Raw genomic sequence first — 21,742 nt, forward strand, 5'->3', positions numbered from 1 at the left:
GACAGCCTGCAATGTCTGAACTGAGCTACAACGTAGACAAGAAACTGGTTTTGGCTTCCGGCCGTGCCCACCCAGAGCTGGCGCAGCAGATCGCCGACGAGCTCGAAACGGAACTCGCTCCAGTTTCTGCGTACGACTTCGCCAACGGCGAGATCTATGTACGCCCAGGGGATTCCGTTCGGGGTAAAGAATGCTTCGTGATCCAATCCCATCCGTTCCCGATGAACAACTGGCTCATGGAACAGCTCATCATGATCGATGCGCTCAAGCGTGCTTCCGCCCGTCGCATCACCGTGGTCTCGCCGTTCTATCCATACGCACGCCAGGATAAGAAGGGACGCGGCCGCGAGCCGATCACCGCCCGCCTCGTGGCAGACCTCTACAAGACCGCTGGCGCTGACCGCATCATGTCCGTGGACCTGCACACCTCGCAGATCCAGGGCTTCTTTGACGGGCCGGTCGACCACCTTATGGCGATCCCGTTGCTCGCCGACTACATCCGCACCCGCGTTGGCAACGAGCCGCTCACGATCGTCTCCCCAGACACCGGCCGCGTTCGCGTCGCCGAAATGTGGGCCGAGCGCCTCGGCCACGCACCACTGGCGTTCGTCCACAAGACCCGTGACCTCACGGTTCCGAACAAGGCAGAGTCCAAGACCGTGGTCGGTGACGTCAAGGACCGCGTCTGCATCCTCATCGACGACATGATCGACACCGGCGGCACGATTTCTGGCGCTGTGTCCGTCCTCAAGAACGCAGGCGCTAAGGATGTCATCATCGCGGCGACCCACCCGGTCTTCTCCGACCCAGCCGCCCAGCGCCTGAGCGAATCCGGCGCACGCGAAGTGGTTGTCACCAACACACTGCCAGTCCCGGCATCGAAGCACTTCCACAACCTGACCGTGCTCTCGATTGCTCCGCTGCTGGCTCGCGCAATCAAGGAAGTCTTCGAAGACGGCTCCGTCACGAGCCTCTTCGACGGCCGCGCATAACCGTTTCATACAGGCCTCAGCCATGTGCCCCTCCACATCGCAATGTGGAGGGGCACATGCGTTTAAGAGCACCGTGAAAGCTCTGGTAGACTAGGGGAGTTGCCCAGGCGAGGGGAACCCCGGTTCCCGTGATCGACGAGGCCTTCTGGATTTACCGGCTGGATGCGTTCTGCACAGCCGAAGGTGAGCTTAGAAGCCACGACGAGCCCCCAGGGCGAAGACCAGCCAACACCACAGCACACGTTCGAACATTCGAATCCGAATGCTAGAACCGCTGTGCGGATACTGAAACGGTGTGGCGTCATCGACCAATAGGAGAAGAGCTCTCATGCAGAAATTTGAAAACATTGACGTAGAGGTCCGCGAAGACTTCGGTAAGGGTTCCGCACGCCGCGCACGCCGCGACGGCCAGATCCCAGCAGTCGTTTACGGCCACGGCACCGAGCCAGAGCACCTCTTGCTCCCTGCTCACCAGACCACCCTGGCTGTACGTCAGGCGAACGCTATTCTGTCCCTCAAGGTTGCAGGCGACGAGCGCCTTGTCATGGTGAAGGACATTCAGCGCCACCCACTGCGTCAGACCGTTGACCACCTCGACCTGCTGATCGTTAAGCGCGGCGAGAAGGTTTCGGTTGACGTTTACCTTGATTACCAGGGCGAAGTTGCGCCAGGCCTGGCCGCTGCCCTCGATATCCAGGAAGTCACCGTCCTGGCGGACGCTCTCAACATTCCAGACACCCTCGTTGTGAACCTCGAGGGCCGCGAAGAAGGCTCCGTTCTGGCTAGCGACATCGAGCTGCCAGAAGGCGTCGAGCTCGAGATCGACCCAGAGACCGTCATCGCAACCGTTGAAGAGCCACAGGAAATCGAGCTCCCAGAGGACGAGGAGACCGAGGAAGCAGGCGAAGAGGCTGCCGAGACTCCAGCAGAAGAGAAGTCCGAGGAAGACTCCGAGTAATCCCCACGGATTCCTTGCATTTTCGGAGGGCCGCCACACATGTGGCGGCCCTCCGCCGTTTAAGCGGACTGCAAGCTGTGGGCAACTCTTAGCTACTCCTCAGCAACTTCATAAGATTCTTCTTCGTCCGTTCACTGTTCCTTTAGGCAGGGGTTAGTTCGAGGGGGAGTTGAGGTTTACCTCACTTCCCATGCTCAGTGCTGTTGGTCAAAATCACGCCAAAAGAAACGGATTACCGCAGTGAAAGCAGTTCGCACCCCTGTGATCGCAACGGCCGCAGCTGGCCTCGCACTCGCATCCTTCGCCACCGCTGTTCCAGCTAACGCTGAGCCAAAGGTCGACGGCCCAAAGAACGTCATCGTCCTCATTGGTGACGGCATGGGCTACAGCCACATCGATAACTACAACGCCTTCACCAAGAACGAGGTGCACTGGCAGGTAGAAAAGGGCCCAGACAAGAAGGTCATGCCTTACGGCGGCAACACCAAGCCGAAGGAAGGCTGGCAGACCTGGGACCACACCGGTATGTCGACCCACTGGGTTGACGGCCTTGTCTACGACACCGCCGAAGCATGGACCAAGTTCGACTGGGTCAAGAACAAGCCAACTGACTCGGCCGCCGCAGGTACCGCAATGGCTACCGGTGTCAAGACCTACAACGCAGGTCTCGGTGTTGACCCGAACAAGAAGGTCGTAGAAAATCTGAGCGAACGCGCTAAGTCCCTCGGTAAGTCCGCAGGCGTGGTTTCCAGCGTTCCGTTCTCCCACGCAACCCCAGCTACATACTCCGCGCACAACGAGACCCGTCAGGACTACCACGGCATCGCCAAGGAGCAGGTCGAGGGTGACATGGATGTCGTTATGGGTGCAGGCCACCCATTCTTCGACGACAACAACAAGAAGCTCGCTACGCCGAAGTACAAGTACATCGGTGCAGAAGAATACGAGAAGCTCGCAGGCGGACACACCGACTACGCGTTCATCGAGGACAACGAAAGCTTCCGCAAGCTCACCGAGAACGGAACCCCATCCCGTGTGTTCGGCATCGCTCAGGTTGGAAACACCCTCCAGCAGAGCCGCGCAGCAGGCGCAGCAAAGAACGACGTCATCGACCTGCGCACCATGACCGAGGGTGCACTCAACGTCCTCGATAACAACGACAAGGGCTTCTTCCTCATGGTTGAAGGCGGCGCTATCGACTGGGCCGGCCACGCCAACCAGACTGAACGCGACGTCGAAGAGGTCGAGGACTTCGACAAGGCAGTCGAGGCCGTCATCGAGTGGGTTGAGAAGAACTCCAGCTGGGACGAAACCCTCGTCATGGTGACCGCGGACCACGAAACCGGCTACCTCTCGGGCGCTCCAAAGGGTGATTTTGCTCCGATGATCCCGCAGGGCGGCGACAACGCTGTAGCTCAGCGCAACGCTCAGGCAACACCAGCGCAGGTAACGAACAAGTACGCATCGCACACTTGGAACAGCGGCGACCACACCAACCAGCTCGTGCCGATTTTCTTCAAGGGTGCCAACGCAGCTGACGTGAAAGCACTCGCAACGAAGACTGACACCGTTCGCGGCGCCTACATGGACAACACCGACGTAGCCAAGTGGCTGCTGAACACCGCATGGGTTGCGAACGAAGAGGCTCCAACCGAGGAAGCTCCGACCGAAGAGGCTCCAACCGAAGAGGCTCCAACCGAGGAGGCCCCGACCGAAGAGGCTCCAACTAAGGAAGCCCCAACCGAAGAGGCTCCATCCCAGGAAGCTCCTTCTGAGGAAGCTCCATCCGAAGATGCTGAGGACACCACGGATGTCGTTGTCGACAACACGAACGACGCTCAGGGTCCATCGACGGGCGGCGACCTTGCCCGCACCGGTGTCAACACCGAGCTTGTCTGGGGCGCAGGCCTCGCGGCAACCTTCATGATCGGCGGCATGACCGTTCTCCTGGTCAACCGCGCACGCCGCGCAGAAGCTACCAAGTAAGTAGCCCCAACATCCTGAAACAAACGGGCTGATTGAGCCCATCAGTATCAGGACAAATACCATCGGTACCGCCGTGGACGCCCACGGCGGTACCGATGCGTTTAAGCCTGGAAGCGCAAGCACAGATACGCTTGAGGCATGGCATCTGATACGTACCTCATCGCCGGCCTCGGCAACACGGGCGCCCGTTACGCGAAAAACCGACACAACATCGGCTTCATGGTCGCCGATGAGCTCGCCGGCCGCATCGGCGGAACCTTCAAAGCGTCCTCAGCGCACCGCAGCATGCTCCTAGAAGGACGGCTCGGCATCGGTGGCCCACGCGTAGCCCTCATCAAACCGACAACACTCATGAACCGGGTAGGCGGTGCCGTCTCGAGCGTTGCGAAGTACTTCGGGATCCCGGACTCCAACGTGATCGCCATCCACGATGAGATCGAGCTGGACTTCGACACCACACAGTCCCGACTCGGAGGCACCGAAGCCGGCCACAACGGCCTACGAGACATCACCAAAGCCCTGGGAACCAGAGATTACTGGCGTGTCAGGGTCGGAGTGGGGCGCCCGCCTGGACGCCAGCAAGTCGCGGATTACGTCCTCTCCGATTTCTCCGCGCAAGAACGCAAAACCCTGCCGATGACCATTTCGGATGCCGCCGACGAGGTCGAGAAGCTCATGTCCTCGCTATAGGTTTCGGGGCAGTACGCTTTCTCACAGTCAGCGGCATCGTGTGAAACACCGACCTTGAGAGCCGTGATTCCGCGGATCTATCCGCCGGCATCGAACATATTCAGCGGATCTTCACCACATTACATGGGGTTTTCCATGACTATCCCAGGGTTTATTGAGACTCGGTCTGTAGTGTCGAAGACACCTCAAGGGTGCGAGTGATGACAGAGGAGCTCCGGTTGAACATCAACCGGAGCTCCTCGCTTTAAGCAGTGGGTTATTGAAGTAGTGAGTGCAGACTGGGCCGCTAGTACTTGACCTGGCTACGCTCAGAGGCTTGCTTGGCCTGCGCTTCTTGCTTGTAACGGCGGTTACGTGGTGCGAGCCAGATGCTCGCGAGTACGGCCGCGAGAACCGATGCCAAGAGGATCGCGATCTTCGCGTCCTCACCGTGCAACGATTCGACGCCGAAGGACAGCTCAGCAACCAGCAGCGCGACCGTGAAGCCAATGCCGGCGACCATCGTGACGCCCAACAGATCGCCCCACTTGATCTTCGGATCAAGCTCAGCGGCCGGCGTGCGCGTGATGAGCCACGTCGCACCCATGATGCCCAGCGGCTTACCGACCACGAGACCAAGGATGATGCCCCACACCACGGTGTCAGTCATCGCGGTCTTGAACGCATCCATGCCGGCGATGGTCACGCCAGCAGCGAAGAACGCGAACACCGGAACAGCGAGACCGGTCGAGAACGGGCCGACGCGGTGCGCGAGGACTTCAGTGAGCGGAATACCACGGTGACCCTTCTTGACCTTGGCTGGGACCGTGAAACCAAGGAGCACGCCTGCGATGGTCGCGTGGATACCGGAGTTCAGCATGAAGACCCACGCGAGGAACCCAAGGCCCAAGAGGATGATCCATGGGGCCCAGTTCTGGCGCCGGAAGAAATTCGGGAACAGCTGCGCCAGCGTTCCGTAGATCGCGATCGGCACGAGCGAAAGGCCGAGCCACATGAACGAGATGTCGGAGGAGTAGAAGACCGCGATGATGATGATCGCGATGAGGTCGTCAACCACCGCGAGTGTCAGGAGGAACAGCTTGGCTGGGGTGGGTAGCCATGCGCCAACGACGGCAAGCACCGCAACTGCGAACGCGATGTCGGTTGCCGCTGGGATCGCCCAGCCGTGCATCGTGGATGCTGGCTGTCCGATGTTGACGAGCAGGTAGATGAGCGCGGGAACAGCCACGCCGCCGAAAGCCGCAGCCATAGGAGGGAGCGCGTGTTTGAAGTTCCGCAGCCCGCCGGTGACGAACTCGGTTTTGAGCTCAAGCCCAACCACGAAGAAGAACACCGCGAGCAGGCCGTCGGAGGCCCAGTGCCCGATTGACATGTCGATGGTCGTGAAGCCGAGCGGTACCACGAAGTGCGAGTCACGCACGGCGTAGTACCAGTCCTGTAGCGGGGTGTTCGCCACGGTGACTGCCGCGATCGCGGCGATGATCAGCAGGATGCCGCCGATCGAGTCGGAGCGCAGAATGTTGCCTACACGGTGGCTGAACTTTGATTGTCCTGCGCGTGCCGGCGTGGTATTGAAGTGCGTCAGGTCGTCGAAGGGGACGTGATAAACCTGTCCGTCATCGGGGTGCTGGATCGCGACGGTGTCTTCGCGAGGTTCCGTGAGCAGGAGGGGCTTGTTCTCTCCCGCGTTTTCCTCGTCTACGTTGTTCGTGCCGGTGTCAGCGGCGCTAGCTGTATCCAGGTTGTCTGGAGTTTTCAGATCATCCGCTGCGGCATCGTTGTTTTCTGGTTGCTTCAAGGAACTCTCCTGCTTATGTGTTTCCATTGCCGACCAGACTTCCCGGCGCACCAAGGCACCATCCTAACGAAATTTTGATTCGTTAGGCGGTGCCGCACGGGCCATGACGCGTTTTACTGCGAAATGTGGGCGCTGATGGCGTTAGCGCGGACTGTGAGGATCTTTGCGACGAGCGGTTCGGCTTGTTGCGCGATCTTGGGGCCGAGGAACGGGATCGAGCTTGTGACTTCGCCCGTGATACCCATCGTGGTCGAGCCGTTTTCAGCCGTGAGCTTCTCAATTCCTGCGAAGGCCACGGGTACGCCCGAGACACGGGCGGTGAGCTCTGCTTGGGCGGCGTCTGCGCCCGATGTGTGGCTCCAGTTTTCGGTGATGGTTACGTTGAGGCCGTTCTTGATGAACTTTTTGACGGCGGCGGGCAGCTGTTCGGCAGGGACACCGACGGTCATGGCCACGGTGGGGGAGTCAGCTTCGCCTGTGACGCTGTGGTCGATCAGGGTGCCTTTCGCCTTCGCCGCGAGTGCTTTGGCTACGTCGCGGGAAGCTGCGGCGGCGATGATGTCGGTGATCGGGGCGTTGATGCTCGTTGTGGAGGACAAAGCCATGGGGGTGGTCTCGCTCTCAGCTCTAGGTGGATGGCGGCGCGGCACCGATAGGATGTTGGGTGCAGTTAATAGTACGTGCAGTCACTGTTGTGAGTGGCTGGAATCGATTGATCCCTTGTGGAAGTCCCCAGTGGGATGAGGAAGGCGCCGCATGTCCTTGAACGGTCTGCTCACCGCGTTGGCGAAGGACCCTGCTTTTGAGCGGATCCGGGTTTCTGCTGAGCGTGGACCGGACGTTGCGGATGAGAAGGAGATCGCGGCGCCGGACGGTTTGCGGCCGCCGCTGGTCGCGCAGATCGCTCAGGCTTTGCCGCAGCCGGCTGGTGGTGGGGGTGATGCGCGGGCGGTGACTGTCGTGGTGACGCCGACGGGCCGTGCGGCGGGTGACTTGGTCGATGCCCTGGGAAGTTATCTGCCTGAGGGTTCGGTTGAGGAGTTCCCTGCGTGGGAGACGTTGCCGCATGAGCGGTTGTCTCCGAAGTCGGACACGGTGGGCCGCCGGTTGAATGTGCTGCGGCGTCTGCATGTGCGCGATGAGGCGCTCAAGGTTGTTGTGATGCCGGTGCGTTCGTTGATCCAGCCGATTGTGGATGGCTTGGGCGCGTTGGAGCCTGTTGAGTTGGTGCGTGGCGCTGAGCTGGATTTCGATGGCGTGGTTGCTTCGCTCGTGGCTGCCGCGTATTCGCGTGTGGACATGGTCGCTAACCGCGGTGAGTTCGCGGTGCGTGGCGGGATTATTGACGTGTTCCCGCCGACTCAAGAGCATCCGGTGCGTGTCGATTTCTTTGGTGATGAGATCGAGGAGATCACGTATTTCTCGGTCGCTGATCAGCGTTCTCTGTTGGGCGAGGATGCGGCGTTGGAACGGGTTGAGTGCCCTCCGTGCCGTGAAATGTTGGTGGATGAGGGTGTGCGTGAGCGTGCGCATGGGCTCGCGGATTCGATGCCCGGCGCGCGCGACATGCTCGAGAAGATCGCGGCCGGTTTGAGCGTTGAGGGCATGGAGTCGTTGGCGCCTCTGCTGGCGGAGAAGATGGTTCCGTTGTCTTCCGTGTTTGGCCCGGGGTCTGTCGTCATTGTTGCTGATCCGGAGCGGGTTTCCGGCCGTGCCGCTGATTTGTTGGCTACGAACGCCGAGTTCTTGGAGGCTTCGTGGTCTTCTGCGGCGATGGGCGCGGATGCGCCGGTTGATATTTCGCAGGTCACGGGCGGCATGGACCACGATGCGGAGGCGGCTGGTTTCCAGACGTTAGGTCAGGCTCGTGCTGGGGTTTTGGATGCTGGCTTGGCGTGGTGGACGATGACTGCGTTGGGTTCGGATGAGGAGCTCGTTCAGGAGGGGTTGACGGTCCGGATTCCGGCGCGTGAGCCTGCCGCGTGGCGTGGCGATGTTGCGCAGATGCTCGAGTACGTGGGTGGCCGCGTCAGGGATGACTGGTCGGTTGTTGTGGTCACGGATGGCGCGGGCCCGGCGAACCGTTTGGTTGAGCTTTTCTCTGACGCGGATATCCCGGTGAGCCGCGTCGAGTCGATCGACGAAGCGCCGCGGCCTGGTCTGATCCAGGTGACGCAGGCGCTCGCCGGCAATGGCTTCGTTCTGGATGATGTGAAGCTTGCGTTCCTCACGGAAGCCGACGTGTTGGGCCGAGCTAGCTCGGCTGTGGCACGGTCTACGAAGAAGCTGGCTTCGCGTCGTCGGAATGCTGTTGACCCGCTGACCCTTGAGGAAGGCGACTATGTTGTGCATGATCAGCACGGCATCGGGCGTTTCATCCAGATGCAGCAGCGCAAGACCGCCGGGGCGGTGCGCGAGTATTTGGTGATCGAATACGCGCCGTCTAAGCGTGGAGCGCCGGGGGACCGGCTGTTTGTTCCGACAGATCAATTGGATCAGATCACGCGGTACGTGGGTGGGGATCAGCCGCCGCTGTCCAAGATGGGCGGCTCGGATTGGTCGCAGACCAAGTCGAAGGCCCGCCGGGCGGTCCGGGAGATCGCGGGCGAACTGGTCAAGCTGTATTCGGCGCGGATGGCGTCCCGCGGGCACGCGTTCGCGCCGGACACTCCGTGGCAGGCCGAGCTTGAGGCAGCGTTCCCGTTTGTTGAGACCCCGGATCAGTTGACCACTATCGATGAGGTCAAGAAGGACATGGAGTCTGAGGTCCCGATGGACCGCTTGATTTCCGGCGACGTGGGCTTCGGTAAGACTGAGGTTGCCGTGCGTGCCGCGTTTAAGGCGGTTCAGGACGGTAAGCAGGTCGCCGTTTTGGTCCCGACGACGTTGCTTGCTCGGCAGCATTTTGAGACGTTCACGGAGCGTTTCGCGGGTTTCCCGGTGGTTGTGCGGGCGCTTTCGCGTTTCCAGACGGCGAAGGAATCGAAGGAGACCCTCGATGGGCTCGCCGACGGTTCGGTCGATGTGGTGATCGGTACGCACCGGTTGCTGTCTAAGCAGGTTGCTTTCAAGGACCTGGGTCTCATCATCGTGGATGAGGAACAGCGTTTCGGTGTTGAGCACAAGGAGCAGCTCAAGAAGCTACGCACCAATGTGGATGTTTTGGCGATGTCCGCGACCCCGATTCCGCGCACGCTCGAGATGTCGCTGACGGGGATCCGCGAGACCTCAACGTTGGCGACCCCGCCGGAGGAACGCCACCCGGTTTTGACGTATGTGGGCCCGTACACGGATAAGCAGGTGGTTGCGGCGATCCGCCGCGAGCTGATGCGTGAGGGCCAGGTTTTCTACGTCCACAACCGGGTGTCCTCGATCGATAAGGTTGCGGGGCAGCTCGCTGAGCTGGTGCCGGAAGCGCGGATCGCTGTTGCACATGGTCGCATGTCGGAGAGCCGGCTTGAGCAGATCATGGTGGATTTCTGGGAGGGCCGCTATGACGTGCTCGTGTCCACGACCATCATCGAGACCGGCCTGGATATCGCTAACGCGAACACGCTGATCGTGGACCGCGCGAATAACTATGGCCTTTCGCAGCTTCACCAGTTGCGTGGTCGTGTGGGGCGTGGCCGTGACCGCGCGTACGCGTATTTCTTGTGGGATCCGGAACGTCCGTTGGGCGAAGTCGCGCTTGAGCGGCTCAAGGCGGTTGCGGCGCACAACGAATTGGGTTCGGGCCACCAGTTGGCTATGAAGGACCTCGAATTGCGTGGCGCGGGCAACCTTCTGGGCGGCGAGCAGTCCGGCCATATTCAGGGCGTCGGATTCGACCTGTACATCCGTCTGGTGGGCGAGGCCGTTGCCGCGTTCAAGGGCGATACGGACTCCACGAGCCAGGAAATGAAGATCGAGCTTCCGTTGAACGCTCACTTCCCTGAAGACTATGTGCCGAGCGAGCGACTACGCCTCGAAGCGTACAGGAAGCTTGCGCAGGCCGCTGAACCGGAAGCGGTCGATGCGGTGGTTGAGGAACTCAAGGACCGTTACGGTGAGCTTCCGCAGGCAGCGCAGCTGTTGGTTTCAGTTGCGCGGGTGCGTATTGTGGCGCGTTCGGTGAACATCAACGAGATTCAGGCCCAAGGCAACTACATCCGTTTCGCGCCGGACAACCTCGCTGAATCGAGGGTCATGCGGATGAAGCGCCTGTACCCGGGCGCGATGCACAAGCCTGCGCTGAAAGCGGTTCTGGCTCCGTTCCCGAAGGGGCAGGGGCTCGGCGCTCAGCGGCTCACCGACCAAGAACTACTCGACTGGGTTGAGACGTTCCTGACTAACGTGTTCGGCGAGTCCTAGGCCTTTCAGCGGCCTAGGTTAGTCGCCTAGGAGAACGGCCGAGCGCCGCAGGAAAGCTACAACAGAAACCTACATACAGAAAGGTGGGGCGCATCCGTCACGGATGCGCCCCACCTTGACGTTTATGAGCCGTGCGGACTGTGCCCGCTACAGGAGCTTACTTGGAGACGGCCTTGCGGTATTCGTCGTCGACAGTGTCCAGGGCGCCGGCTTCGTTCGCGGTGACGTCTGGGTTCTTGTCTGCGCGGCCGGTTACGTGCTTGCCGATGCCGAATGCGAGGGTACCACCCATGACACATGCGATGAATGGGAACCATGCCTTCGCTGGGTCATGCAGATCAGCGAAAGTCAGGGCGTAGATACCAGCGAGGAGAATCGCGAACAGCACCACGAACAGAATGATGTTGCTGACTGCGTGACCTTCACCTGAGTGGTTCTTGTTCTTTCCATCGGCCGAGTACACGGATGGCCTCCTTGGGGCAAAGCATTGGGGCAATGCATTGATTCAAAGCAAAGCGATGACGACAGCGCTTGCGCGCATTCGTGTCTATCGTATCAAGTTTGAACGGCTCCTGCGGCAACGTCGCCGGATCGCCGTGACAACCGCATCGTACGCGATCCCGACTGACGGGGATTCAGCGAGCGCGTGCCTGAGATGACACACGTGCCTGAGATGACACAATGGAGGCTGTGAGCGCTCAAGTTGATTTTAACTCTCCACGTCTTGTCATTATTGGTGGCGGCCCAGGTGGTTATGAGGCCGCGATGGTCGGTGCGCAACTCGGTGCGCGGGTGACCTTGATCGAGGAACAGGGGACGGGTGGTTCGGCTGTTCTGACCGACGTCGTCCCTTCCAAGACTCTGATTGGTTCCGCAGACGCCGTGCGCCGTGTGTCCGTTGCGAATGAGCTGACGATCCGTGGCACGGATGAGCATGAGGTTGATGCGGACCTCGGCTACATCAATGAACGTTTGCTTGCGTTGGCTGCCGAGCAGTCGGCGGACATCCGGGCTGGCTTGGTTCAGACGGGTGTTGAGGTCGTCGATGGCCGTGGCCGTTTGGTGGGCACGCACACGGTTGAGGTGGCGGGCAAGGACGGTTCGGCCACCCGCTTTGAGGCTGACTACGTGATTGTTGCTGTGGGCGCGCATCCGCGTGAGCTGCCGACAGCTGTTCCTGATGGGGAACGCATCATGACCTGGAAACAGGTGTATGAGATGAAGGAGAAGCCTGAGCATCTGATCGTGATCGGTTCGGGTGTCACGGGTGCCGAATTCGCGTCCGCATACAACCTGTTGGGTACGCGCGTGACCCTCGTGTCCTCGCGTGACCGTGTTCTGCCTGGCGAGGATGAGGACGCGGCCCGCCTGCTTGAGGATGTTTTCGAGGAGAACGGTGTTGAGGTTCGTTCTGAGGTTCGCGCCAATTCCGTGACCCGTGACGGCGACAAGGTCACGGTCGAGCTTTCCGACGGCACCACGGTTGAGGGCTCCCACTGCTTGGTTGCGGTTGGTGCGATCCCGAACACCGCGGATATGGGGCTTGAAGAGGCCGGCGTGGTTGTCGCTGAGTCTGGCCACATCACGGTTGATGGCGTGTCCCGGACCACGGTTCCGCACATTTACGCGGCTGGCGACTGCACAGGCGTGTTCCCGCTGGCGTCGGTCGCCGCGATGCAGGGACGGATCGCTGTGGCTCACCTCATGGGCGATGCCGTGACCCCGCTCAAGGTCGACGAGGTCGCCTCGAACGTGTTTACCTCCCCTGAAATCGCGACGGTCGGTGTGACCCAGGCGCTCGTTGATCAGGGCGCCGTGGTCGCCGATTCCTTCATGCTGGATTTGTCGACCAACCCACGCGCCAAGATGATGGGTATCAAGCGCGGCTTCATCAAGATTTTCGCTCGCCGTGGCAGCGGCACCGTGCTTGGCGGCGTTGTTGTTGCTCCGCGCGCGTCCGAGCTCATCTATCCGATCGCTACCGCGGTGCGTAAGCACATGAACGTTGACGATCTCGCGGACACCGTGACGATCTACCCGTCATTGTCTGGCTCGGTTGCAGAAGCCGCTCGTCGCCTCCATCGCCACATCTAGGGGGGAAGCGCGGCGACACCGTTGCATCGTGTGGTGACCGCCGCATCTGACGCTGCAAAGCAAGCAGCGACAACAGCACAACGTCAGGGCCGGGAAACTTCCACGTTTCCCGGCCCTGACGTTTATTAATTCCTCAGCGGTGCGATTCTTATTCGGGATCGCTTGTTCGGCGTTGCTTATTCGTCATCGATGGTGCAGAGCACCTCGGATGCGGAGACGGTCCCGCCAACGCTCGCCTTGAGCTTCTTGACCACACCGTCGCGGTGCGCGGTGATTGGCTGTTCCATCTTCATCGCTTCAAGCACCACGATCAGGTCGCCTTCGGAGACCTTCTCGCCGTCCTTGACGGCCACCTTGACGATTGTGCCCTGCATAGGAGAGGTCAGGTCGTTACCGGAAGCCGCTGCGGCTGCACCGCCGCGAGCCCGCTTAGGGCGCTTCGGCTTGTGCTGGGCGCGGGAGCCGCCGGAACCGGAGCCGAGCGAGGCCGGCAAAGCGATCTCGAGGCGTCGGCCGCCAACCTCGACCGTGTAGTGCTGGATGTCCTCGTCGTCTTCCTCAGCCGGGGTGGCCTTGGTGTACGGCTTGATGGTGTTGTTGAACTCGGTTTCGATCCAGCGGGTGTGAACCTCGAACGGCTTGTCCTCATCCTCAGGGATGAACGCCGGGTCTTCCATCACGGCGCGGTGGAACGGAACCACGGTCGCCATGCCGTCAACCTCGAATTCCTTCAAAGCGCGGCGGGAGCGTTCAGCAGCTTCCTGGCGGGTGCGGCCGGTCACGATGAGCTTAGCGATCATCGAGTCGAAGTTACCGGTCACGGTTTCGCCCTGCTCAACACCGGTGTCTACGCGAACGCCTGGGCCGGTAGGGAACTTGAGCGTCGTGAGGGTGCCTGGGGTCGGCATGAAGTTGCGGCCCGGGTCTTCGCCGTTGATGCGGAACTCAAAGGAGTGGCCGCGCAGCTCTGGGTCTTCGTAGCCCAGCGTTTCACCGCGGGCGATGCGGAACTGTTCACGGACGAGGTCGATGCCACTGATCTCCTCGGAGACGGTGTGCTCAACCTGGAGGCGGGTGTTGACCTCGAGGAACGAGATCACACCGTCCTGGCCTACAAGGAACTCACACGTGCCTGCGCCGACGTAGCCGGCTTCGCGCAGGATCGCCTTCGAGGATTCATAGAGGCGTTCGTTTTGCTCGTCCGTCAAGAACGGTGCAGGGGCTTCCTCGACGAGTTTCTGGTTGCGGCGCTGAAGCGAGCAGTCGCGGGTCGAAACCACGACGACGTTGCCTTCCTTGTCAGCGAGGCACTGGGTTTCGACGTGGCGAGGGGCGTCCAGGAAGCGCTCGATGAAGCATTCGCCGCGGCCGAACGCCGCGGTCGCCTCGCGTACAGCGGAGTCGTACAGCTCAGGGATGTCGGAGCGGTCGCGAACGACCTTGATACCGCGGCCGCCACCACCGTGGGCAGCCTTGATCGCGATAGGCAGGCCGTGTTCGTCAGCGAAGTCTAGAACCTCCTGGGTCGAGGAGACCGGGTCCTTCGTGCCAGGAACCAACGGAGCGCCAACCTTCTGCGCGATGTGGCGGGCCTGAACCTTGTCACCCAACGCACGGATCGCCTCAGGGGACGGGCCAATCCACACCAGCCCGGCGTCGATTACTGCCTGCGCGAAATCAGCGTTCTCCGCGAGGAAGCCGTATCCCGGGTGGATCGCATCGGCCTTGGCGCGCTGAGCGACCGAGATGATCTTCTCGATGTTCAAATAGGATTCGGTAGCGGAAGCCCCACCCAGCGCGAACGACTCATCCGCCATGCGAGCGTGCATGGCGTTGCGGTCAGAGTCGGCGTACACGGCGACGGACTTAATGCCCTCATCGGCCGCCGCGCGAATAATGCGGACAGCGATTTCGCCACGGTTGGCGATCAAAACCTTCGTCAGTTCTGGCATGAGCCTGGCTGCTCCTTACGTTGCATAGACTCTGTGAGCCTATCCGATATGTGGGGAACCTCCTGAATTATCCAGGATTTCCCGCCCGAATTGGCCTGTTTTTTGTGGGAACCCTACAGGCCTCTGCACTGCCTTAAGCCTACGACGACCCGCGCGCTTCGGTCACTTCCGCTCACGTTCGCGGTTGGCTGGCTTGTGCGGGCGGCTGGTTGGCTAGGCGGGCCACACGAGTGTGAGTGGATACCCGAGCTCGGCGAGCATGCGCCGAAGCGCGGCGGGGGACAGCCCGACGACCGCGTGGAAGTCGCCCTCGATACTGTCGATGAGTGCTGCGGCGCGACCGTCGACCGTGAAAGCGCCGGCGCACGGGAGCGGCTCTCCCGTGGCGATGTACGCGTCGAGTTCCTCATCGCTGATGTCCGCGAAACGAACCGTGGAGGACACGCACTCGGTGGCCTGGCTGCCCGATTCAAGGTCGATCAGGCAATGCCCCGAATGAAGCACGCCTTCACGGCCTCGCTGAGCAAGCCAGCGATCCCGCGCTACCTCCGGGGTGTGGGGCTTCCCGTACGCGACGCCTTCGAACTCGAAAACCGAATCGCAACCCAAAACGAGCCGCGAACCCGTCGGGTTTGCGCGCAGTGTCTCTGCCACATCGGCGGCCTTCGCTTCAGCCAGCAGCTGCGCCTCATCCGCTGGGCTCAGCGGTGCTCCCTGAGCTTCACGGGCCGCGGCGACCACGGCGTCCTCATCCACATGCGAGGCTTGCTGCGCGAACGCGATTCCAGCGGCTCGCAACACGGCCGCACGGCCAGGAGACGTCGAACCCAGCACGAGTGACGGAAGTGTAGCCGTAGCGGAGTCAACGACAAGGGAGTTAACTGCCAAGGTGGCCCTCCAACCGTTCGGCACGCAAAGCGGCGATCGTTGAGATCGGTAGCGGAGCGAGATCGACCCCGGTTGTAACCGTGATGAGCTCGTCAGCCAAGGCCGGGTTGCGGGCCAAAACAGGCCCGTGTGGATAGGTTCCATACACGGTGCCCTTGACAGCGCCCTCCGTGCCGTCGCCGTTGCCCACGCCCTCGATCACATCAGCGAGCGGCTCAGTACCAGCCGACAACCGCGTCTGGCCGCCATGGTTCTCAAAGCCCGTGATCAAAGCATCGTTGCCGCTCACGCCGCGGCGACGCGTCACAATCTCGCCCACCGCACGCGGATCGCACCGCACCGTCTGGGCGTTCAACAAGCCGAGGCCCTCACGCTCAGCGTTATCGTGGCCCACCGTGAACGTCTCGCCAAGAATCTGATAGCCCGCGCACACCCCAAACACGACCGCACCGCGCTCAACAGCGCGAGCCAAAACGCCATCGTCGGCAAGTGCGCGAACGGCGGCGGTCTGGGCGCCATCCTCGCCGCCGCCCAAAACATAGATGTCAGCATCGTCAGGGACCGGGGAACCAGGTTCCGCGACGTACTCGGTCACGTCAGCGCCGCGGCGGCGGGCACGCTCGGCCAAAACCATCGCGTTACCGCGGTCGCCGTAAATACCCAGCAGCGACTGGTAGACATTCACGATGCTGAGCTTGCGGCCCGACAGTTCCTTAGACCTGGCTGCGCGGTTGTTTGTAGTTGCGCTGTTGTTCGTGCTCGCGTTGTTTGCAGTGCTCACTTGGCGCCTCCCATACGACGCAAAACCTGGAACGGAGTGTAGGTAGCGATGACATCAAGGGGCGCGGACTGATCCGCGCGCATCGACCCCGCTGTTTCGATCGCGGTGCCGAGGTCCTTGATGGTCTGGCATTCAACGCCCGCGTAGTCGAGCCGGACCGCGAGGTCGAACGTGTTCCGGCCGGTCGCGATGACCTGCCGGCCCCGCAACGACTCAAAGTCAACATCCCACAGCCACGACACATCGCGGCCGTCAGCGAGTACCGAGTCGATCGCCAAAACAAGCGGATCGCTCGTACCCAGCGGAAGCGATTCCGCCCAGCCGGCAGGGTTCTTCGAAAGCATCAACCGGCACTTCACACCGCGAATCTCGTTGATCCCAAAGCGCCCAGCAGGGGCCTGAACCTTCCGCATACCAGCCAGAGCAGTCTCAGTGTCCACACCGAATTCACGCACGGTAGCCAACGCAACAGCGGCGTTACCCACGTTGAACCGGCCGGGCACGTTCAGCTGCAGGTCGAGTTCGTTGCCATCCGCATCGTGCACCGTTTCACCGCGCACCACGATCGTGGCCTTGTGCTGGCTCCGGCCGCAGCCAGGGCAACGCCATGTACCGGCGAAAGTGACGTTGCCGGCGTCATCGACCTCAGGGTTTTCGCGCTCCAAAACCGTGTCGCAGCCCGGGCACAGCACGGCATCGTCGTTCCACACCGAACCTGAATTGACCCACACGGTTTCGCGCGCGGTTTCGGCGGCCCACGCAACCAGCGGCTCTTCCGCGTTCGCGATCACGAGCGGGCCGTCTTCACCGGCCTCTTCGAGAGCGTTCCGCCACGCCCGAGCCAGGGCCTTGATTTCGTGGTTTCGGTCCAGCTGATCACGGGAGAAGTTCAGCATCGCGAGGATCTTCGGTTTCCCGAGCTTCACGAGGTCGGCGACCACACGCTCGTCGACCTCGAGCACCGCAATGTCGGCTTTCGGAGCTTCTGACAGTGCGGATGCGATGCCGCGGTGGAGGTTCGCGCCGTCAGAGTTCGTCACGAGGCGGTCGGCATCCTCGCCCAAGGCTTCGCGTACGGCGGCAGCCACAAAGTGGGTGGTTGTGGTTTTGCCGTTGGTTCCGGTGACCGCGACGACGGTGCGGCCAGCAAGTAGGTGTTCGAAAGCTCGCGGGGCCAGACGGGTGAGGATCGCACCTTGGATCGACTGACCCGAACCACGGCCCACGACGCGTGAGGCGAGCGATGCGGCACGCCCCGCGAACGTCGCCAAAGACAAACGCGCACGGTCGAGAGCCGAGAGGCCCGCCCGGGCGCGTGGTTTAGACGTAGGAGGTTCGGGGAGTTGATGAGAAACCATAGGCTCTATCTTTCCACGTGGGGAAGCGCTCACAGCGCTTCCCCACACGGAAACATAGGCCAAATGTGATATTTCTGGCTCACTCCGATGTCAGCGCGGCAGGCGGCGCGGTTGAGCCGAGCGCGCTGCGCTGTTTAGCCGATCGCCCCGCTTAGCGGAGTGCCCTGCGCAGCGAGTCGAGACCCATGCCGCCGAGCTTGAGTGCGCGGGTGTGGAAGTCTTTCGCGCTGAACTTGGAGCCTTCACGCTCTTCGGCTTCTGCGCGGATCTGCATCCAGATCTGCTCGCCGATCTTGTAGGACGGAGCCTGGCCCGGCCAGCCCATGTAGCGCAGCCACTCGAACTCGATGCGGCCTTCGGATTCGAATACGTTCTTCTTGAGGAACTCGAGGCCCTTCTCAGCGGTCCATACGCCGGAACCCCAACGCTCTGGGATATCGAAGCCGCAATGCAAACCGATGTCGAATACGACGCGGGCCGCACGCAAACGCTGAGCCATGAGCATTCCGAGGCGGTCGCCTGGATCTTCGAGGTAGCCGAGTTCTTCCATGAGGCGCTCAGCGTAGAGAGCCCAGCCTTCGCCGTGTCCGGAAGTCCAAGCGAATTCGCGGCGGAAGCTGTTGAGTTCGTCCGAGTTGATGGTCGAGGTAGCGATCTGCAGGTGGTGGCCTGGCACGCCTTCGTGGTAGACGGTCGAGGTTTCAGACCACGTCGTGAACGTGTCTTCGCCCTCTGGCACGGACCACCACATGCGGCCCGGGCGGGAGAAGTCATCGGATGGGCCCGTGTAGTAGATACCGCCCTCGTTGGTTGGAGCGATCATGCACTCGAGGCGATCCATAGGGGGATCGATCTCGAAGTGAGAACCGGCGAGCTCGAGCACGGCCTTGTCGGAGAGCTCCTGCATCCACTCGCGCAGCGCATCGGTTCCGTGAAGCTGGCGTGCAGGGTCTGCGTTGAGCACGTCCATCGCCTCCTCGATGGATGCGCCTGGCTTGATCTGCTCGGCGACCGCTTCTTGTTCTGCGATGATGCGGTCGAGCTCTTCAACACCCCACTGGTAGGCCTCTTCGAGGTCTACCTCGGCGCCGAGGAAGTCACGCGAAGCGAGCGCGTAGTATTCGCGGCCGCACGCGTCTTCTTGGCGGGCCGATGGGCGCAGAACGTCGGTGACGTACTCCGCGAAGTCTGCGTAGGCTTTGCCTGCCTGTGTCGCGGCGGCAACGAGTTCCTCGCGTGCCGCGTCGTCGAGTCCGGCAGGGGCTGCGATCTCGGTGATTTTCGCGAAGTAGCCGTCTTCGGCCGCGTAGGCCGCGCACTGCTCGGCGACGATGTCTACCTGGCGTACCGCGGGGACCTTGCCGTTGGCTCGAGCCTCTTCGAGGGTTGCGCGGTAGCCCTCTAGCGCGGCAGGGATGTGTTTGATGCGGCGCGTGATCCCGGCCCAGTCCTCAGCGGTCTCCTGCGGCATGAGGTCGAGGATCGATCGGATGCCTTGGGCCGGGGACGCGATGTTGTTGAACGACGGAACCCCGGTGTCCAGCAGTTCGAGCTTGACGGTGAGGCGCTCGTTCATGATGTCGAGCGTGACGGCGTCGGCGTCATCGGTTGGCTCGAGTGTCTTGAGCTTCTCGAGCGTGGATACCAACAGCTCGCGCTCCTGCGCTGTGCCTGCGGGGGAGTAGTCCGCGTAGTGGTCTGGGGCGTCTGGGCTCCCGATGCTCACGAGGTGTTCAGGCACGAGCTTGCCGAACGCGGTCATGAATTCCTCGGCAACTGCATCGATCGCCGAAGGGGTACGTGGTGATGTAGGTGTAGTCATGAAACTAGCCTAAAACGTTATCGCTCTAAATGAGAGCTCGGTCACGGTTCGTCGCGTTCCGCCGAGGGAGGAATCGGCTCACACGGTCCGGGCCACCCAGTGCACGGAGTGCATAGAGGATGCACGCGAGGTCCACGACTTCCTGCAGTAGCGCGCCGATGGTTGCCGGGATGAATCCGAAGGCCGCGAAACCCATGAGGCTCAGCGAGAGGGCGATACCGATGAGGATCGCGGTCACTGCAACCTGATATGTCCACTTGCCGACGTCGACCGCGCGGGCCACCAACGAGATGTCTTCACGGGTGATCACGGCGTCGGCGGATTCACTTGCGGCCGATGCTCCGCGTGCACCCATCGCGACGCCCACGCCGGCCGCGGCCAGCACTGGGGCGTCGTTGATGCCGTCGCCGACCATGAGGGTCGGCTGTTTCACCTCGGTGATGCGGCGGACTTTGTCTTCAGGCAACAGGTTGCCGGCAATGTCGGTGATACCGATGTGTTGACCGACCGAATCTGCGGTCGCTTGGTTATCGCCGGTCAGCAGCGCGACGTTGTTGACGCCGAGTCCGCGTAGGGCCTCGATGGTTCCGGCGGCTTCTTTGCGAACCTCGTCTGTCATGATGATGATCCCAGCGAGTTTTTCGCTAACGCTGATGTATACAGCGGTTTGGGAGGCCTGTAGTTCAGGCTGAGCGACCTCGCCCACGATTTCTTCGATGAAGGTCTTCTTGCCGACGCGAACATCCTGGCCGTCGACGACCGCACTCACGCCGTTGGTTGCGATCTCGCTCGCATCGTGGGCTTCAACCATTTCCAGGCCGCGTTCTTGCGCTTCCTGGACGATGCCGTGAGCCAGGACATGCGACGAGAACTGTTCGGCGGTCGCCGTGACCTGCAATAGGCGGTTTTCCTCGAAGCCTTCGGCGGGGAGGATGCGTTCGATGCTGGGGTGGCCGAACGTCACGGTGCCGGTCTTATCGAAGGCGGCGGAGTTCACGCGGGACAGTGTCTCCAGGGTTGCGCCGCCCTTGACGATGACACCCAAGCGCGAAGCGCGGGACATTCCGCCCATGAACGCGACGGGGGCGCCGATCAGTAGCGGGCAAGGGGTGGCCAAGACCAGGACCTCAGCGAAACGCACCGGATCGCCAGAGAGCAACCACGCAACCCCCGCGACGAGGAGTGAAACGATCGTGAAAGGAACGGCGAAACGGTCCGCGACGCGAACAGTTGGCGCTTGCTGCTGCTCAGCTTCGCGCACGAGCTGCACGATGCGTTGATATTGCGAATCGTCCGCGGTCGCGACTGCACGAACGCGGATCGCGGTGTGACCGTTAATAGAGCCCGACATGAGCTTCTCGCCACGCGTCTTGCTGAGGGGGAGCGGTTCACCTGTGAGGCTGGCTTCGTCGACCGAAGCGTGATCGTCGAGCAGTTCCGCATCCACCGGAACCACCTCGGATGGGCGAACCAAAAGGACATCGCCCACCTCAACGGCGGTGACCGGAACGTCGACGAGGCCTCGCCCGGCGGCTTCCAGGTCATGGTCTGCAGTGCTAGCTAACGCATCGGCGGTTGCGTCGGCGTGCGAGCCGTCTGCCGTGATGCGGTGAGCGGTATCGGGTGCCTTATCAACCAGCGCGGTGAGCTCACGTTGGGCTCTTGATGCCGCATAGTCTTCGAGGGCTTCGCCACCGGTGAGCATGAGCGCGATGATCGTCGCGGCGATGTATTCACCCACCAAGAGCGATGCGACCATCGCGACAACCGCGAGGATATCGAGGCCGAAGTTGCCCCGTAGGACGCTCTTGACCATGTCGACGGCCGTGATGAAGATGATGACCGAAACGTACCCGGTGGCAACCCACCGGGCAGCTGGACTGTCGATGGCCCACAACGTGACGACAACCGCGAGCGCTACGAGCGTTGCGATCGCCAGAAAATATTTCTTCGCAAAACCTTTAAATCCGCCCATGGCCCCATGATGTGCCAAACCCCTGACGGTTTCTAGCGAAGCCAGGCTAACCATAGTTAGATCAGCCTTAGCGAACCTATATCTGAAATGTCTAAGTT

General features: G+C 61.6%; 15 protein-coding genes. 6 read left to right on the forward strand and 9 right to left on the reverse strand.

What is annotated here, in order from left to right; translation table 11 throughout:
- Positions 1-11 precede the first annotated feature (11 nt).
- The 4 genes from JOD50_RS06750 (at position 12) to pth (ending at position 4,626) form a co-directional block, all read left to right on the forward strand.
- The gene (locus tag JOD50_RS06750) at positions 12-992 is read left to right on the forward strand and encodes a ribose-phosphate diphosphokinase (protein ID WP_101630237.1); all 981 of its coding nucleotides are present in this window, start codon (positions 12-14) and stop codon (positions 990-992) included.
- A gap of 328 nt (positions 993-1,320) precedes the next feature.
- Entirely contained in the window at positions 1,321-1,950 is a 630-nt protein-coding gene (locus tag JOD50_RS06755) for a 50S ribosomal protein L25/general stress protein Ctc (RefSeq protein ID WP_204880904.1), read from the forward strand.
- 240 nt (positions 1,951-2,190) lie between these two features.
- On the forward strand, positions 2,191-3,936 hold the full coding sequence (locus JOD50_RS06760; protein WP_204880905.1) for an alkaline phosphatase: 1,746 nt from the start codon (positions 2,191-2,193) through the stop codon (positions 3,934-3,936).
- Between the two features lie 138 nt (positions 3,937-4,074).
- Positions 4,075-4,626, forward strand: coding sequence for an aminoacyl-tRNA hydrolase (pth, locus tag JOD50_RS06765; RefSeq protein ID WP_204880906.1), 552 nt, complete (start codon positions 4,075-4,077; stop codon positions 4,624-4,626).
- Between the two features lie 286 nt (positions 4,627-4,912).
- Here the strand turns inward: pth and nhaA are convergent, their stop codons facing one another.
- Together nhaA and JOD50_RS06775 are read right to left on the reverse strand one after the other, a co-directional pair.
- Positions 4,913-6,424: a Na+/H+ antiporter NhaA gene (nhaA, locus tag JOD50_RS06770; protein WP_239541549.1), complete on the reverse strand. Its 1,512-nt coding sequence runs from the start codon at positions 6,422-6,424 to the stop codon at positions 4,913-4,915.
- Positions 6,425-6,537: 113 nt separating this feature from the next.
- Positions 6,538-7,029 (reverse strand): DUF2505 domain-containing protein, encoded by a 492-nt coding sequence (locus JOD50_RS06775; protein ID WP_204880908.1) that lies wholly within the window; start codon positions 7,027-7,029, stop codon positions 6,538-6,540.
- 151 nt (positions 7,030-7,180) lie between these two features.
- Between JOD50_RS06775 and mfd the strand changes: the two genes are divergently transcribed.
- A complete protein-coding gene (gene mfd, locus JOD50_RS06780) occupies positions 7,181-10,774 on the forward strand; it encodes a transcription-repair coupling factor (RefSeq protein ID WP_204880909.1) in 3,594 nt (1,197 codons plus the stop codon).
- 157 nt (positions 10,775-10,931) lie between these two features.
- On the opposite strand, the gene JOD50_RS06785 is transcribed toward mfd, so the two are convergent.
- Entirely contained in the window at positions 10,932-11,237 is a 306-nt protein-coding gene (locus JOD50_RS06785; protein WP_204880910.1) for a hypothetical protein, read from the reverse strand.
- A 218-nt stretch (positions 11,238-11,455) separates the two neighbouring features.
- Here JOD50_RS06785 and JOD50_RS06790 point away from each other — a divergent pair, with 218 nt between their 5' ends.
- Positions 11,456-12,868, forward strand: a complete 1,413-nt coding sequence (locus tag JOD50_RS06790; protein ID WP_204880911.1) for an NAD(P)H-quinone dehydrogenase — start codon at positions 11,456-11,458, stop codon at positions 12,866-12,868.
- Between the two features lie 176 nt (positions 12,869-13,044).
- Here JOD50_RS06790 and JOD50_RS06795 read toward each other — a convergent pair whose 3' ends face one another.
- The 6 genes from JOD50_RS06795 to JOD50_RS06815 form a co-directional block, all read right to left on the reverse strand.
- Complete coding sequence (locus JOD50_RS06795) at positions 13,045-14,820, reverse strand: acetyl/propionyl/methylcrotonyl-CoA carboxylase subunit alpha (protein ID WP_204880912.1); 1,776 nt, start codon at positions 14,818-14,820, stop codon at positions 13,045-13,047.
- Between the two features lie 213 nt (positions 14,821-15,033).
- The gene (locus tag JOD50_RS06800) at positions 15,034-15,708 is read right to left on the reverse strand and encodes a Maf family protein (RefSeq protein WP_239541550.1); all 675 of its coding nucleotides are present in this window, start codon (positions 15,706-15,708) and stop codon (positions 15,034-15,036) included.
- The gene (locus JOD50_RS10445; RefSeq protein ID WP_338052050.1) at positions 15,698-16,489 is read right to left on the reverse strand and encodes a type 1 glutamine amidotransferase; all 792 of its coding nucleotides are present in this window, start codon (positions 16,487-16,489) and stop codon (positions 15,698-15,700) included. Before JOD50_RS10445 ends, JOD50_RS06800 begins: the two co-directional genes overlap by 11 nt.
- Positions 16,486-17,847, reverse strand: coding sequence for a MurT ligase domain-containing protein (locus tag JOD50_RS06805; RefSeq protein ID WP_204880914.1), 1,362 nt, complete (start codon positions 17,845-17,847; stop codon positions 16,486-16,488). Before JOD50_RS06805 ends, JOD50_RS10445 begins: the two co-directional genes overlap by 4 nt.
- 151 nt (positions 17,848-17,998) lie before the next feature.
- Positions 17,999-19,669, reverse strand: a complete 1,671-nt coding sequence (locus JOD50_RS06810; RefSeq protein WP_204880915.1) for a DUF885 domain-containing protein — start codon at positions 19,667-19,669, stop codon at positions 17,999-18,001.
- Between the two features lie 25 nt (positions 19,670-19,694).
- On the reverse strand, positions 19,695-21,644 hold the full coding sequence (locus JOD50_RS06815; RefSeq protein WP_204880916.1) for a heavy metal translocating P-type ATPase: 1,950 nt from the start codon (positions 21,642-21,644) through the stop codon (positions 19,695-19,697).
- Positions 21,645-21,742: the final 98 nt, after the last annotated feature.

This window comes from Pseudoglutamicibacter cumminsii (assembly GCF_016907775.1).
GTDB lineage: Bacteria > Actinomycetota > Actinomycetes > Actinomycetales > Micrococcaceae > Pseudoglutamicibacter > Pseudoglutamicibacter cumminsii.